The sequence below is a fragment of the Ensifer sp. VA4 genome, from assembly GCF_055710065.1.
In genome coordinates, this window is the sequence record NZ_JBVQPO010000005.1 from 277,085 (window position 1) to 292,136 (window position 15,052).

The following is a 15,052-nucleotide window of genomic DNA, read 5'->3' on the forward strand; positions in this document are numbered from 1 at the left end:
GCGACAGCAGTTTACTTCGCCGACGCCAGCCTTCGATCGAGCGCATCAAGCACCCGTCGCGTCAGTGCCGGATAATCCTCGTCGAAGTGGTGGCCACCATCGATGCCGATGACATCGACACCGGTACCCTTCAATTCAGGGCAGGCATCGTCCTCTTCGTCCGTGCCGTAGATACATTGCACGAGCGTGGGATCGATGCGCTTGATATCGTCGAGCGGATCGCCGCCCTTGCCATCGCCCTCTGCGCCCAGCCAACCGAGCACCGAGACCTTGTAGTCGACCATGTGCGAGAGCGCCATCAGCGTCACCTGGCGGACATGGGCCTTCTCGCCTGATGGCAGCAGGTTGAAGGTTCGCGGCAAAACGTCGGCACCGAAGGAATAGCCAATCAGGAGCACATTGCGGACGTTCCAGTGCTTACGATAGTAGGTCATGACCTTGGCAAGATCGTCCGCAGTCGCCTGCGGGTCCCGCTCGGACCAGAAATAATGCAAGGAATCGAAGCCGACGACGGGCACGCCTTGCTGCTGGAGGACGTCGCCGACCTCCTTGTCGATGTCGCGCCAGCCACCGTCGCCCGAGTAGATCACTGCCATCGTATCGCGCGTCGGCTTCGCGTCGAGAACGGTCAGCGGCAGGCCAAAGGGGTTGCCGGCATCGCGCTGGCTGTCGATCAGATCGGTGAGGTGATCGGACAAGGCCGTGAAGGCGTCGTCATCGCTGTCTTCCTGCTCGATATCCGGATGTTTCGCGATGAGTGCCGCCACATGTGCCCGGCCATCCGCGGAGGCTGCCGGAGAAAAGACCATGGAGACCGGGTCCGGTAAGGCGCCGTCGGTCAGCCCATAGACCATCCGGCCATCCTTCCGCACTTTATCAGCCGGTGTGCAGAGCTGCTTCTCGAGCGCGATCCCCGCTTCCGGGTCGACGGCCAGCGTCTGGCCGATCGTCGCCGGCGGAGTCTGGGCGGCAATTGCAAGCGCCATCGCGCCGCCCGCGCCGACGCCCGCGACAATGGGCAACTGATAGGCGTCGGTGCCGACTGCGCGCTGCACCTGTTGGCTGAGCGACTCGATATCGGAGACCATGTAGATGCAATCGCCGTCGTCCTTGGCAAGCGAGGCGAGATAGGCCTTGAGGTCGACGCCGATGACGACGGTTTTGTCGCCGGTGAGCGTATCGGCGATCGCCTGCTCCTTGTCCGTCCAGCCACCGGCATCCGAAAGCAGCACGACCAGTGCGGCCGCTTTTTCCTTGGGCAACATGATGTGCGGCGAGGGGATCATCCCGGTATCGTAGCTCTTCGGCGCGTCTTCTGCGGAAGCGGGAAGAGTGGAAGCCGAAAGCAGCAGCGCTGCCGAGGCGAGGCATTTCCAAGCGTTCGCAACACGGATCATTTCTTCACCACTCCCTTGAGGCCGCCGCCGATCAGGAACGTCGCATCCATCAAGGCGAGGATCGGATTGATGCCGCCGCTGGCGACAAGATAGCGCGGTTGCCACTGCGGATGAAACTTCGACTTGAAGGCACGCAAGCCCTTGAAGTTGTAGAAGCGCTCGCCGTGTTCGAAGAAGGTGCGGCCGGCTCGATCCCACACCGGCGCGATCTGGCGCGTCGACATGCCCGATAGCGGCGCCATGCCGAGATTGAAGGTGCGATAGCCCTCCGCCTTCAGATATTCCATGACCTGAGCGAAGAGGAAATCCATCACCCCTTTCGGCGCATCCGGCGCAAAGCGCATCAGATCGACGGTCCCCTCCTCCTTGGACCCCGTCACCAGGATGTTGGCGAAGGCGACGATGCGTCCCTCGCAGGTGAGGATCGCCACCGGCTGCTGGGCCAGATAGTCGGGATCGAAGGCACCAAGCGAGAAACCCTTTTCCTTGGCGTTGTGATGTTCCAGCCAGGCATCGGAAACCGCCGTCAGGTCATCCATGATCCCGGGGACCTCTCCAGGTGATACGACCTGGAACTCGAGCCCGTCACGCTGGGCACGGCTGACCTGCTGGCGCAGGTTTGCCCACTTGCCGCCCTTCATTTCGAAGGGGGTGAGGTCGACGCGCGCCAGTTCGCCGAGCCGGAAGGCACGCAGCCCCGCATCGGCATAGTAGGCAAGGCCGTCGGGAGCGACCTGATAGAAAACCGCCCGGCACCCCGAGGCGCGCGCCTTTTCGATGAACTGCCAGATCAGCTCCGGCCAGGCATCGATAGGGCCGACGGGATCAAAAAGCGCGATCCAGGAACGGGCGCGCTGGCCGTACATGATGAAAGCGCGCCCATCGGCGGAAAACAGGATGCTCTTGTCGCCCATGCGCACCAGATTGGCGTCGGACATGTCCTGTGCCTCGACGATCGCCAGAGCCCGCTCCATCGCATCATCAGAGGCGGGCTCCGCTGCCCCGGTTGCCGGACGCATCAGGCTCCAGATCGCAAGCAGGCTCGAACCGATCGTCACGCCGAGGAGTGCCCGAAGCCCACGCGGAGCCTCGGCAGAGAATTCGAACTGCCACCAGAGTTCATGGCTGTACTCGACATCGCGGTAGACGAAGAGCAGCACGATCAATCCGCCCAGGCAGATAACCCCGAGCGCCGTCAGCCACGGTATGGTGAGCGCCTGGCCGAAGAGCGATGCCGGACGGGCGAACAGGCGCCGGCTGACAATCAATCCCAGGAGGAAGAAGGCAAGCATGCCCGCCTCCACCACCGCGACCGCCTTGATGAGCGACAGCAGAAGCGCTGCCATCGCAATCGCGATGGACGCCCACCAGGCGCCATCAAGGCGCAGGGCAAGACCACGGGAGACAACGACGAGCGCCAGTCCGAGCAGGCTTGCGAGGAAATGGGCGCCCTCGACGATCGGCAAGGGCAGCAGACTTTCCAGAAAAGCCAGGTTTTCGTCCGGCGTCGGCGTCACGCTCGAAAGCACCAGCATGATCGCCAGCACGATGCCGAGCGTCGCAAGCAGCAACGGCGTCATACGGCCGCCGATGCGCCGCACGCTCGAGGCAACCGGATGACCGGAAAGCTGCCGGAGCTCGATGCCAATAACGACGGCAATCGCGATCACGAGAGGCAGCACGTGATAGATCACGCGATAGAGAACCAGCGCGCCGAGAATGGCATCGACATCGGTGTTGTGACTGAGCGTCGCGATGATGATCGTCTCGAAGACGCCGAGGCCGGCGGGAACATGGCTGAGAACACCGACGCCGACAGCGAGCGAATAGACCGCGAGGAAGGCCGGCCAGCCGATGGTGCCGACCGGCAGGAGCACGTAGAGGACAGTCGCCGAAGCGGCGAGATCGAGTGCCGTCACCAGGAACTGGCGCGAGACGGTGCGCGAATCCGGCAGCCGCAGCGTCATGCGTCCGAGGCTGACCTCGCGTCCATCGCGTGCAAGGAAGAACACGGTGAACAATCCACCGAGGACGGCGGCGGCGATCAGGCGCAGTAGCAGGGGATCCAGCCCGGTCATCGGCGCCACATATTCGCCGACCGCAAGCAGGCTGAGGCAGGTCACCGTCAGAAGCCCTAGGCCGAAGGCGAGCGTCACAAAGGCGATGATCCGGGCAATCTTTTCCGGCTCGACGCCGAGGCGGGAATAGGACCGGTAGCGGATTGCACCACCGCTCAATGCGCCAAAGCCCGCGGTATTGCCGACCGCATAGGCGCAAGCAGCCGTCAGCGCCACATCGGCATAGGGCAGTTTCCGCCTGACGTAATCAAGCGCACTGACATCATAGAAGGTCAGCGCCAGGAAGCTCAGGGCTGTGCAGAATACCGCTGCCGCGACCGACGTCCAGGACGTCTCCGCCAAGGCCTGCACGACTTCGTCGTACTGCACTTCCGATGTCAGGTGAAAGATCGCGACGCCGAACAGGGCGATTACGAACAGCGTACCGGCAGCCGAAAGATAGCGACGGTTGCGGCGCAGGAAGGCGAGCCAGCCTCCCTCCGCTTGCTGTTCGTCGTCGGTGGGGCTTTGCGAAAGGGAGGATGTCATGGGGCGCCCATGTCAATGATGAAGACATCAGCGCTTTAGCTCAGCCGATACGGATCAAAAAGTGAAATATCCGTAATAAATTATGTTCTCGTAAAACAATGATTTAGCCGATGAGTTCATGGCGGTTGAGCCTTGCCCATTGCAGCAGCATGATCGTCTTGGCGTCGCAGATCTCGCCGGTGGCTATCATCGCCAGGGCCTCATCGAGCGGTATTTCGAGAACTTCGATGTCCTCGCCCTCATGCGCAAGCCCGCCTCCGTCGCCGCGTTTCTCGCTAACGTCGATACGGCCGACGAAGAAGCTCGTGCGCTCGGTGATCGCGCCCGGGCTCATATAGGCATCGAAAAGATGGGTGGCGCCCTCGACATGGTAGCCGGTTTCTTCCAATGCCTCGCGGGCGATCGCGATTTCGGCGGTATCGTCATCCAGCAGCCCCGCCACCGCCTCGATCATATAGGCCGGGCCGCCCTGCAGCAGGACGGGAATGCGCAGTTGCCGCACCAGCACCACGCTCTGCCGCCTGGTATCGACGAGCAGGATCGTCGCCGCACTGCCGTGATCGTGCACCTCTCGCTTCAGCGTCGCGGTCACGCCATTCGACATGTCCTGTTCGAGCGTTACCTCCTCGAGATGGATGAACCCGTCCCACAGGGTGCGGCGGCCGATGATCCTGACGCGCGGATCGTGATGCATACTCATGCGAAATCCTTCGTTGGCGGGGCAATCCAGCCGCTCTAGCACTTTGATTCTAGAGCATGAGGCCTCCGGGGTTACCGTCGTGCGATGATCTAGGGCGCGAGCCTTACCCAGACCCTGTTGTCGTGAAAAGCGGCACCGCCATAGGGCGCCACCGCATCGGCACCGGTCAGAACGTTGATCCCCTCGCCGTCGAGATGGGCGCCGTTCGGCCACAGCCCCTCGGCGATCACCACGCCGCGACGCGTACCGCCGCCAATCTTGGCGTGCAGGCGAACCTCTCCGCGTTCGTTGCCGAGCTGAACGACATCGCCATCGGCAATGCCGAGCGCTGCAGCGTCCTCGGCATGGATCATCACTTCCGGGCGCACTTCCTTCTGGATTGAGGACGGCGTCTCGGCAAAGGTCGAGTTGAGGAAAGAGCGCGCCGGCGAAGTCGCAAGGCGGAAAGGATGCTCGGCGTCGGCGACCTCGATCAGGTCGACATGGTCGGGGAAATCCGGCAGTGCGGCGTGCGGCCCCTGAATGCCCATGGACTTCGGTGGCCGGTTCGGTGCGGGTGTTCCCGTCCAGTCCGCCCTGAAGCGGAACTTGCCGTCGGGATGGCGGAACCCCTTGAGGTAGTGCGCTTCCTCGAAGGCGGGCTGACAGTCCAGCCACTTCTCCTGCTTCATCTCCTCGTAGCCGATGCCGTAATTGGAAAGCAGCCGGTCGATGTGCTGACGCTCCGTCAGGCCGAAGCCGGCATGGTCGGCGACGCCCAGGCGCTTGGCCAGTTCCTCGATCACGAAGAGGTTGGTGCGTACGGTCGATGGCGGCTCAACCACCTTCGGGCCGATCAGGATGTGCTGGTGTCCGCCGCCGCGATAGAGATCGTCATGTTCGAGGAACATGGTGGCCGGCAGAACGATATCGGCGACATCAGCCGTGTCCGTCATGAACTGCTCGTGCACGGCGACGAACAGGTCGTCGCGCAGGAAACCGCGCTTCACCAGCCGTTGCTCCGGCGCGACGTTCACCGGATTGGTGTTCTGGATCAGCATCGCCGTCACCGGGCCGCGATGGCGCAGTGCCTCGGCGTCACCGGTCAGCACCCGGCCGATCTGCGACTGGTCGAGCATGCGCACGTCCGGATCGTGGAAGGCCGAACCGACCAGCTCGCGCTTGTCGAGCTTGAAGATGTCGTTGTTGGAGTGGAAGGCCCCGCCGCCCTCGTGCTTCCAGGAGCCGAGAACCGTTGCCACGGAGGCCGCAGCATGGATCGCGACCGAGCCATTGCGCTGGCGCGTGAAGCCATAGCCGAGCCGGAAATAGGTTCTGGGCGTCGTGCCGACCAGTTTGGCGAAGGCTTCGATTTCCTCGACCGGCAGACCGGTGATGGCAGATGCCCATTCGGGCCCGCGCGACTGGAGATGCGCCTCAAGCCCGGCCGGATCGTCGGCGAATTCCGCCATATAGGCCCGGTCGGCATAGCCGTCGCGGAAGGCGATGTGCATGACCGCACAGGCGAGTGCTGCGTCGGTACCGGGCTTCAGCACCAGGCCCATGTCCGCCTGCTTCACCGTCGGATTGTCATAGATGTCGATGACGACGATCTTGGCGCCGCGGTCCTTGCGGGCCTTGACCGCGTGCGTCATCACGTTGACCTGGGTCGCGACCGCGTTTGTCCCCCAGATCACAACGCAATCAGCCCTCGCCATCTCGCGCGGGTCGGGGCCGCGCAAGGCGCCGGTCGCCATGGTAAAGCCGGTCCAGGCCATGTTGGTGCAGATCGAGCCGAAGAAACCGGAATAGCGCTTGGCGTGGCGCAGCCGCTCGATGGAGTCGCGCTGCACCTGGCCCATGGTGCCGGCATAGAAATACGGCCAGACGGCCTCCGCCCCGTGCTTCTGTTCGGCGCGGATGAACTGCTCGGCGATCTCGTCGAGCGCCGCCTCCCAGCTCACCTCCTGCCAGTTGCCCTCGCCCTTGGCCCCCCTGCGGCGCTTCGGCACCATGAGACGGCCCGGATGGTAGATGCGCTCGGAATAGCGCGCCACCTTGGCGCAGATCACGCCGGCGGTATAGGTGTTGGCGGATGCGCCACGCACGCGGCCGATGCGCCCTTCGGCGGTCAGGTCGACCTCCAGCGCGCAAGCGGAGGGACAGTCGTGCGGACAGACCGAATGGCCGATCGATTTTTCTGTTCTGATAGGGGTCGCAACGTTCATGGCTTTTCTATATGGCATCGACAAACGGGCTCAAAGAGCCAATCGTTGACCCATCGAAACAATTGATCACGGCCATCGGCGGCGCTCATGAACTATCGGCACATCTACCACGCGGGCAATTTCGCCGACGTCCTGAAACATGCGGTGCTGGCGCGGCTTGTCACCTATCTCCAGCAGAAGGAGAAGGCGTTTCGCGTGCTCGACACCCATGCCGGCACCGGGCTCTACGACCTCTCCAGCGAAGAGGCACAGAAAACCGGCGAATGGCGCGACGGCATCGGCCGGCTGCTCGACGGTGATCTGCCCGCAGATATCGCCGCCATCCTGGCTCCTTATCTTTCGTCCATCCGCACGCTCAATCCCGGCACCGAGCTGACGCTTTATCCCGGCTCGCCGAAGCTGGCGCGCATGCTCTTCCGGCCGCAGGACCGGCTATCGGCCATGGAACTGCACCCGGACGACTATGAGACTCTGCACCGTCTTTTCGACGGCGACTTCCAGAGCCGCATCGCCGAGCTCGACGGCTGGCTGGCGCTGGGCGCCCACCTGCCACCGAAGGAAAAGCGCGGGCTGATTCTCGTCGATCCGCCTTTCGAAAAGGAAGGCGAATACGAACGCCTCGCTGATGGCCTCGCGCGCGCCTATAGGCGCTTTGCCGGCGGCATCTATTGCCTCTGGTATCCATTGAAGCAGGGCGCGCCGATCAAGGCTTTCCACGAAGCGCTGAAGGCACTCGAGATTCCGAAGATGCTCTGCGCCGAAGTGTCGGTCCGCAGCGACCGCGAAACCACCGGCCTTTCGGGCTCTGGTCTCATCATCGTCAACCCACCCTTTACGCTGAAAGGCGAGCTCGACCTGCTGCTTCCGTTCCTGAAAGCACGGCTGGCGCAGGATCGCTTTGCCTCCGCACGCTGCTTCTGGCTGCGCGGCGAAGAACAGGCAACCCGAGGGGCTTGACGGACGGGCGCGACACACCGCAATCTCGTGTGACGATATAGGGAGACGCCCATGACTCGCACGCTCGCAGCAACGCTTCTCATCTCGCTTTCCCTCGCCGGCGCTGCGGCGCCGGGCGCATCCGCAGCCGATTATATCGGTAGCGGGCAGGTCCAATCTTATGACGCAGGGGTTTGCAGCGAAGCCTCGGTGCTTGGCTTCATCACCTCACGCTTCGAGTACCGGGCTGCGAACTACTTGCACGCCGATCTCTCGATCGCGGAGATCCGCAATATGGGACACGACCGGCATGAGTTTCGTGACGAGACGCATCTGGTCGAGCGCGAATATTGCTTTGCCACGGCCGTCATGACGGATGGCCAGCAGCGTTCGCTCTACTATCTCATCGAACGTCCCTGGGGCTTTGCCGGCGTCGGCAGAAACATCGAGTTCTGCGTCGGCGGGCTTGATCCCTGGTATGTCTACGGCGCGCATTGCGCCTCGCTCCGCTAACCATGAAAGCAATCCGGGATGCGCGCCGGCTTCTGCCGGCGCTTCTCGTTGCGGCCAGCCTGGTCGGCTGTAGCGATCAAAACGCCGAAAAGGCGCCGGCCGCGACCGGAACGCAGTCCGCGAAAGCGACCACCGCGGTACCGGTCGGCAGCGGCTTCGATTTCTACGTGCTTTCGCTCTCCTGGTCGCCGACCTGGTGTGGCGACAACGATCCCAACGGAAAATCCAGCCAATGCGAGATCGGCAGCAACCGCGGCCTGATCGTGCACGGCCTCTGGCCTCAGAACGAAAAGGGCTATCCGGATTTCTGCCCGACGCGACAGTCCGATCGTGTGCCCGCCTCTCTCGGCAAGCAATATCTCGACCTGATCCCATCGATGGGGCTGATTGGCCATCAATGGCGCAAGCACGGCACCTGTTCCGGCCTCAGCCAGGAAGACTATTTCGCCGTCACGCGCGCGGCCTGGAATAAACTTGCCCTGCCCCCGGAGCTCTCGCCTCCCCGGCAGCAGATGAATTTGTCCGTCAACGCAATCGAAAGCGCGCTCGTCACCAAAAACCCTGGCATGACAAAAGATGCGGTCGCGGTTACGTGCGAAGGCAACAGGCTCGAAGAAATTCGGGTCTGCTTCGACAAGTCGCTGAATTTCCGACCCTGCCCGGCGGTCGATCGCCAGGCATGCAGGAAAGACCGCGTTTCGCTGCCTCCGGCTCCATAGATATTTGTTTTTACGCGACTCCCGGCGCAGCGCCGGGAATTGCACCGCACCAGAAGAAAGACGTTCGATGAAGATACTGTACTCGCCCGCCTCGCCCTATTCGAACAAGGTTCGCATGGCAGCACATTATGCGGGGTATTCGGCCGAAAGCGTGTTGACCGACACCAACGCCAACCCGCCGGAACTGATCGACAACAATCCGCTCGGCAAGATTCCGACGCTCATCCTTAACGATGGTCGGGCAATCTATGACAGCCGTACGATCATGCATTTCGTCGACCGGGAGACCAAGGGCAAGCTCTACCCGAAGAATGCCGGCAAGCGCACCGATGTCGAGCTGCTGGAAGCGCTGTGTGACGGCATCTGCGACAGCCTGCTTGCCATCGTCTACGAAAAACGCTTTCACCCGCCGGAAAAGGTGCATCAGCCCTGGATCGACCGGCAATGGGAAAAGGTCGAACGCAGCCTCGACCATCTGAACGCCAACCTGCCGAAGACCGGAGCCAAGCTCCATGCCGGCCATTTCGCCCTCGCGGCGATGCTGCGCTACATCGAGTTGCGCTTTGCCGGCGAATGGCAGAAGGGCCGCGCCAAGCTCAAGAACTGGCCGGCAAAATTTGAAAAGCACTTCCCCGACTATTCCAAGTTCAAAGCTTGAAACGAAGACGGGACATGAAAAAGGCCGGGTCTCCCCGGCCTTTTTACGATCCGGCAGAAGCCGATCAGAACTTCACGCCCATACCGACGCGAACACTGTGCTCGTCGTAGCCGGAGGAGACGTTGGTGCCGCCCATCTTGAAGTCCTTCGAGCCGTAGTCCGTGTAACGGTACTCGACGCGTGCGGTGATGTTGTCGGTGACGAAGGTTTCCGCGCCGGCACCTGCGGTCCAGCCGACCATGGTGTTCTTGTCGGAAGCGCCACCAACGGTGCCCTTGGCCTGACCGACGGCCAGACCGGCGGTGCCGTAAAGCAGAACCGGGTTCAGATCGACACCGACGCGAGCACGCAACGAGCCGTTGACGCCCTGCTTCATGCGCAGGTTACCCTTGCTCGAATCCTGGCCGGAGTAGCCGACATCGGCTTCACCGCCGTATACGATCTGACCGCTCTGCACGTTGTAGCCGCCGTAGAGACCACCGCCGAAGCCGGCTGCCGTATTGCTGCCGGTCGCGTCATGCTGACCATGGTGCCAATCGGCGGTACCACCGACATAGGCACCCGACCAGTTCTTCACTGCCGGCTCGGTGTATTCGGCCTGCGGGGCAGCCGGAACTTCGTCGATCGCATCAGCAGCCTGGGCGGCCTGGAAGGCGATGAGGGTCATAGCGGAAGCCATGAGGGTGGTGGTGAGCGTACGCATAAATATTCTCCTTTTCGTACCGATGCCCCCTGGGCTTGGGGTCCCACAGTGAAACATCGGACAACTTTCAATTAACCCGCCCGGTTGAGTTGAAATTGGCCAGCAAATGAGGATTCACAAGAGCCAAAATGTGAAATTTTGGTGGCGCAAACACGCCCAAAATTTGATGTTGCTTTGGTGCCACACGGAATTTATTAACCATAATTCAAGATTAACGAAAGATATACTATAAGACTGCAAAATAATACAATTTACGCCAATTCCATTAATTTTTCGGCAAGGAACTGTCAGGGAGTGTTTCAGGCTCACGTTTCTTGCCTATATCTTCGTCCGCTGACGCGAGGATTCGAAATAGCGGGATGAAACGGTGAAGAAAGCACGGAAGGCGGCCCTCGTGACCGGGGGCGCCAAGCGGATCGGCAAGGCTATAGTTGAGGACCTCGCGGCCCATGGCTTTTCGGTCGCCATTCACGCCGACGCCTCATTTGCCGAAGCGGAAGCACTGGCCGAGACCCTCTCGAAAAGTAAAACGAAGGCCGTCGCGCTTCGCGCCGATCTCACCAATACGGCCGAGACTTCGACGCTGATCGCACGCGCCGCAGAGGCACTTGGCCCGCTGGATCTGCTCGTCAACAATGCCTCGGTGTTCAAGAAGGACAGCCTCGACGCCTTCGACGAAGCAATCTGGGATCAGCACTTCGCCCTGCATGTGAAGGCCCCTTCCCTGTTGGCGCGCGACTTCGCTGCATTGCTTCCGCCGGACGCCAATGGGCTCATTGTCAATGTGATCGACCAGCGCGTCTGGGCTCCCAATCCGCGCTTTTATTCCTATATGTTGTCCAAGTCGGCGCTTTGGACGGCTACCCGGACGATGGCGCAGGCGCTCGCCCCGCGCATCCGCGTCAACGGTATCGGCCCCGGGCCGACGCTGCCGAACGAGCGGCAGGACCGGAAGGATTTTGAGGCACAGGTCGAAGCCCTGATTCTCAAACGCGGGCCGACGCTCGACGAATTCGGACGGACGATCCGCTTCCTGTTCGACACGCCATCGATTACCGGACAGATGATCGCCCTCGACGGGGGCCAGCACCTCGCCTGGGAAACGCCCGACATCAGGGAGATAGTGGAATGAACGGACGCGTGCCGACAGACGGCGGCATCCTCTATGACGGCACCGAGGCGGAAGACGACGACGATCTGATCGAGGTCGCGGAAAGCGAAAGCGCCGCCACGCCTGTCGAGTGGAACGAGAATCGCGTCGAGACAGAGGGATTGAAGGGCGCGGAACTGATCCAGGCCTTCGTCAAGCTCTTGCCGAACGGGCCCGGCGTCTATCGCATGTTCAACGAGGCCGGCGACGTTCTCTATGTCGGCAAGGCGCGCAGCCTGAAGAAGCGCGTCAACAACTATGCCCAGGGGCGTGGCCACTCCAACCGTATCGCGCGCATGGTGCGCGAAACGGCAAACATGGAGTTCGTGACGACGCGCACCGAGATCGAGGCGCTGCTTCTCGAAGCGAACCTAATCAAGCGCCTCAGGCCGCGCTTCAACGTGCTTTTGCGCGACGACAAGTCGTTTCCCTATATTCTGGTGACGGGCGACAGCCGCGCGCCGGCGCTCTACAAGCACCGCGGCGCGCGCAGCCGCAAGGGCGACTATTTCGGTCCCTTCGCCTCCGCCGGCGCGGTCGGCCGCACGATCAATTCGCTGCAGCGCGCCTTCCTGCTCAGAACCTGTACAGACAGCGTCTTCGAGACCCGGACGCGGCCCTGCCTGCTCTACCAGATCAAGCGCTGCTCGGCGCCCTGCACCGGTGAAATCAGCGATCCCGACTATGCGGAGCTGGTGCGCGAGGCCAAGGACTTCCTCTCTGGCAAGAGCCAGTCGGTGAAGGCGACCATCGCCGCCGCCATGAGCGAAGCATCGGAGAACCTCGACTTCGAGCGAGCGGCCCTTTACCGCGACCGGCTGGCGGCGCTGAGCCACGTGCAGAGCCACCAGGGCATCAATCCCGCCGGTGTCGAGGAGGCGGACGTCTTTGCCATCCACCACGAGGGCGGCATATCCTGCATCCAGGTCTTCTTCTTCCGCACCGGGCAGAACTGGGGCAACCGTGCCTATTTCCCGAAGGCCGACCCGTCGCTGCCGGCGGCCGAGGTGCTTTCGCAGTTCCTGGCCCAGTTCTACGACGACAAGCCCTGCCCCCGGCAGATCCTTCTCTGTGAGGCCGTGGAGGAACAGGAACTTCTGGGCCAAGCGCTCAGCGAGAAGTCCGGATACAAGGTCGCGATCCAGGTGCCGCAGCGCGGCGAGAAGAAGGATCTCGTCGACCACGCGCTTGCCAATGCGCGCGAAGCCCATGGCCGCAAGCTGGCGGAAACCGCCTCGCAATCGCGCCTGCTCGAGGGCTTCTCCGAAACCTTCAAGCTTGAGCGCGTGCCGCGCCGTATCGAGATCTACGACAACTCCCACATCATGGGCACCAATGCCGTCGGCGGCATGGTCGTGGCGGGACCGGAAGGCTTCGTCAAAGGGCAATACCGCAAGTTCAACATCAAATCGACCGACATCACGCCCGGCGACGACTTCGGCATGATGCGCGAGGTGATGACCCGGCGGTTCTCGCGACTGCTGAAGGAGGAAGGCAAGCCGGACAGGAGCGCCGAGGCTGTCGATGATGGCGCCTTCCCCGCCTGGCCGGATGTCATCCTCATCGACGGCGGCCAGGGCCAGATGACCGCCGTGCGCGCCATTCTCAAAGAACTCGACGTCGAGGATTGCGTGACGGCGATCGGCGTCGCCAAGGGGGTCGACCGCGACGCGGGACGCGAGCGCTTCTTCGCGCTCGGCCGCGACAGCTTCACGCTGCCGCCGCGCGATCCTGTGCTCTATTTCATCCAGCGGCTGCGCGACGAAGCACACCGTTTCGCCATCGGCTCGCACCGCGCCCGCCGCAAGAAAGAGATGGTCAAGAACCCGCTCGATGAGATCGCCGGCATCGGGCCCACGCGCAAGCGTGCGCTGCTGACGCATTTCGGCACCGCCAAGGCCGTCTCGCGCGCCGGCATCAGCGACCTCATGGCCGTCTCGGGCATCTCCGAAACGGTGGCCCGGCTGGTCTATGAACATTTCCACGACGATGCTGCGAAATGAAAACCGGGTGTCACAATTCACCCGGCGTTCACATGCAATAGGGCAAATATGACAGTTGCCGACGATGACCTGTTGACCTCCGGCCAGCAAAGTCATTCTGTACCTGACGAACCAGAGAACACGAATCCATGGCCAAGCCTGTCGCCTACAGCATCCCGAACCTACTCACCTATTTCCGAATCCTGATCGTGCCGTTGATCGTCCTCTGCTTCTTCATCGAGGGTCGGCTGCACAGTTCGGATTTCGCACGCTGGACGGCGGTCACGCTCTTTATCGTTGCATCGATCACCGATTTCTTCGACGGCTATCTCGCCCGCATCTGGAATCAGACGTCGAACATCGGCCGCATGCTCGACCCGATTGCGGACAAGCTCCTGGTCGCGTCGATCCTGCTGCTCGTCGCCGCCGATCAGACGATTGCCGGCTGGTCGATCTGGGCTGCGATCATCATCCTCTGCCGCGAAATCCTGGTGTCCGGCCTGCGTGAATATCTGGCAGCGCTGAAGGTCAGCGTTCCCGTGACGCGCATCGCCAAGTGGAAGACGACGATCCAGATGGTCGCCATCGCCTTCCTGCTGGCAGGCCCCGCCGGCGACAAGATTTTGCCCTATACGACGGAAGCGGGTATCGTGCTCCTGTGGATCGCCGCCGGGATCACGCTCTACACGGGCTACGACTATTTCCGCGCCGGCCTCAAGCACGTGGTCAACGAATGAGCACCGTCAATCTCGTCTATTTCTCCTGGGTGCGGGAGCGCATCGGCAAGGGCGAAGAGACGCTGGACGTTCCCGCCGGCGTCGTCACCATTGCCGACCTCCTCACCCATCTGAAGACGCTCGGCGAGGAGTACGAGGCGGCGCTCGAACATGAAAACGTCATCCGCGCGGCCATCAACCAGGAACATGTCGACCATCGCGAGCCGATCGCCGGCGCCCGGGAGATCGCCCTGTTTCCACCGATGACGGGTGGTTGAGGCAATGCGCACGCCGGTGACCGTGCGCGTTCAGCGCGAGGACTTCGACCTCAATGGCGAGGTCGCGAAACTCTCGGCGGGACGGACCGATATCGGTGCCGTCGTCACCTTTTCCGGGCTTTGCCGCGATGAAGCGGGCACGCTCGCCGCCCTCGAGCTCGAACATTATCCGGGCATGGCCGAGGCGGAAATCGAACGCATCTGCCGCGACGCAGCCGCGCGTTTCTCGCTGCAGGCCGCGACCGCCATCCACCGCTACGGCAAGGTCAAGCCCGGCGAAAACATCGTGCTGGTGGTTACCGCCTCGCGGCACCGGCAGGCCGCCTTCGACGGCGCCAACTTCATCATGGACTTCCTGAAGACTTCGGCGCCCTTCTGGAAGAAGGAGCACCTTGGCGACGGCACCAGCGGCGGCTGGGTCAGCGCGAAGGATGCCGACGACACGGCGCGGGAGCGCTGGTCGACGAAATAGGCCGCGCTGGCACGG

General features: G+C 62.4%; 14 protein-coding genes. 9 read left to right on the plus strand and 5 right to left on the minus strand.

Features of this window, described 5'->3' with window-relative positions; all coding sequences use genetic code 11:
- Positions 1-11: 11 nt before the first annotated feature.
- The 4 genes from AC0C6X_RS10725 to AC0C6X_RS10740 all read right to left on the minus strand — a co-directional run bounded on the left by AC0C6X_RS10725 (position 12) and on the right by AC0C6X_RS10740 (position 6,928).
- Complete coding sequence (locus AC0C6X_RS10725; protein WP_472953002.1) at positions 12-1,397, minus strand: virulence factor family protein; 1,386 nt, start codon at positions 1,395-1,397, stop codon at positions 12-14.
- Positions 1,394-4,003, minus strand: coding sequence for a bifunctional lysylphosphatidylglycerol flippase/synthetase MprF (gene mprF / locus AC0C6X_RS10730; protein WP_472953005.1), 2,610 nt, complete (start codon positions 4,001-4,003; stop codon positions 1,394-1,396). The genes AC0C6X_RS10725 and mprF overlap by 4 nt, the downstream gene beginning before the upstream one ends.
- A 103-nt stretch (positions 4,004-4,106) precedes the next feature.
- Positions 4,107-4,703 (minus strand): NUDIX domain-containing protein, encoded by a 597-nt coding sequence (locus tag AC0C6X_RS10735; protein WP_472953007.1) that lies wholly within the window; start codon positions 4,701-4,703, stop codon positions 4,107-4,109.
- Positions 4,704-4,792: 89 nt separating this feature from the next.
- The gene (locus tag AC0C6X_RS10740) at positions 4,793-6,928 is read right to left on the minus strand and encodes a molybdopterin-containing oxidoreductase family protein (protein ID WP_472953010.1); all 2,136 of its coding nucleotides are present in this window, start codon (positions 6,926-6,928) and stop codon (positions 4,793-4,795) included.
- Between the two features lie 69 nt (positions 6,929-6,997).
- On the opposite strand from AC0C6X_RS10740, the gene AC0C6X_RS10745 reads away from it, so the two are divergent.
- The 4 genes from AC0C6X_RS10745 (at position 6,998) to AC0C6X_RS10760 (ending at position 9,736) form a co-directional block, all read left to right on the plus strand.
- The gene (locus AC0C6X_RS10745) at positions 6,998-7,867 is read left to right on the plus strand and encodes a 23S rRNA (adenine(2030)-N(6))-methyltransferase RlmJ (RefSeq protein WP_472953013.1); all 870 of its coding nucleotides are present in this window, start codon (positions 6,998-7,000) and stop codon (positions 7,865-7,867) included.
- A gap of 51 nt (positions 7,868-7,918) precedes the next feature.
- Positions 7,919-8,359 (plus strand): hypothetical protein, encoded by a 441-nt coding sequence (locus AC0C6X_RS10750; protein ID WP_472953015.1) that lies wholly within the window; start codon positions 7,919-7,921, stop codon positions 8,357-8,359.
- A gap of 2 nt (positions 8,360-8,361) precedes the next feature.
- Positions 8,362-9,078: a ribonuclease T2 family protein gene (locus tag AC0C6X_RS10755; protein ID WP_472953018.1), complete on the plus strand. Its 717-nt coding sequence runs from the start codon at positions 8,362-8,364 to the stop codon at positions 9,076-9,078.
- Between the two features lie 67 nt (positions 9,079-9,145).
- Positions 9,146-9,736, plus strand: coding sequence for a glutathione S-transferase (locus tag AC0C6X_RS10760; RefSeq protein WP_173516090.1), 591 nt, complete (start codon positions 9,146-9,148; stop codon positions 9,734-9,736).
- Between the two features lie 64 nt (positions 9,737-9,800).
- On the opposite strand, the gene AC0C6X_RS10765 is transcribed toward AC0C6X_RS10760, so the two are convergent.
- Positions 9,801-10,439, minus strand: coding sequence for an outer membrane protein (locus AC0C6X_RS10765; RefSeq protein ID WP_173516089.1), 639 nt, complete (start codon positions 10,437-10,439; stop codon positions 9,801-9,803).
- 367 nt (positions 10,440-10,806) lie between these two features.
- On the opposite strand from AC0C6X_RS10765, the gene AC0C6X_RS10770 reads away from it, so the two are divergent.
- The 5 genes from AC0C6X_RS10770 (at position 10,807) to AC0C6X_RS10790 (ending at position 15,037) form a co-directional block, all read left to right on the plus strand.
- The gene (locus tag AC0C6X_RS10770) at positions 10,807-11,571 is read left to right on the plus strand and encodes an SDR family oxidoreductase (protein ID WP_472953021.1); all 765 of its coding nucleotides are present in this window, start codon (positions 10,807-10,809) and stop codon (positions 11,569-11,571) included.
- Positions 11,568-13,592 carry an excinuclease ABC subunit UvrC gene (gene uvrC / locus AC0C6X_RS10775; protein WP_247957840.1) on the plus strand — a complete coding sequence of 675 codons (2,025 nt, stop codon included), beginning with the start codon at positions 11,568-11,570 and terminating at the stop codon, positions 13,590-13,592. Before AC0C6X_RS10770 ends, uvrC begins: the two co-directional genes overlap by 4 nt.
- Positions 13,593-13,720: 128 nt before the next feature.
- A complete protein-coding gene (pgsA, locus tag AC0C6X_RS10780; protein ID WP_173516086.1) occupies positions 13,721-14,308 on the plus strand; it encodes a CDP-diacylglycerol--glycerol-3-phosphate 3-phosphatidyltransferase in 588 nt (195 codons plus the stop codon).
- Complete coding sequence (gene moaD / locus AC0C6X_RS10785; RefSeq protein WP_173516085.1) at positions 14,305-14,565, plus strand: molybdopterin converting factor subunit 1; 261 nt, start codon at positions 14,305-14,307, stop codon at positions 14,563-14,565. Before pgsA ends, moaD begins: the two co-directional genes overlap by 4 nt.
- Before the next feature lie 4 nt (positions 14,566-14,569).
- Positions 14,570-15,037 carry a molybdenum cofactor biosynthesis protein MoaE gene (locus AC0C6X_RS10790; protein WP_472953024.1) on the plus strand — a complete coding sequence of 156 codons (468 nt, stop codon included), beginning with the start codon at positions 14,570-14,572 and terminating at the stop codon, positions 15,035-15,037.
- Positions 15,038-15,052 lie beyond the last annotated feature (15 nt).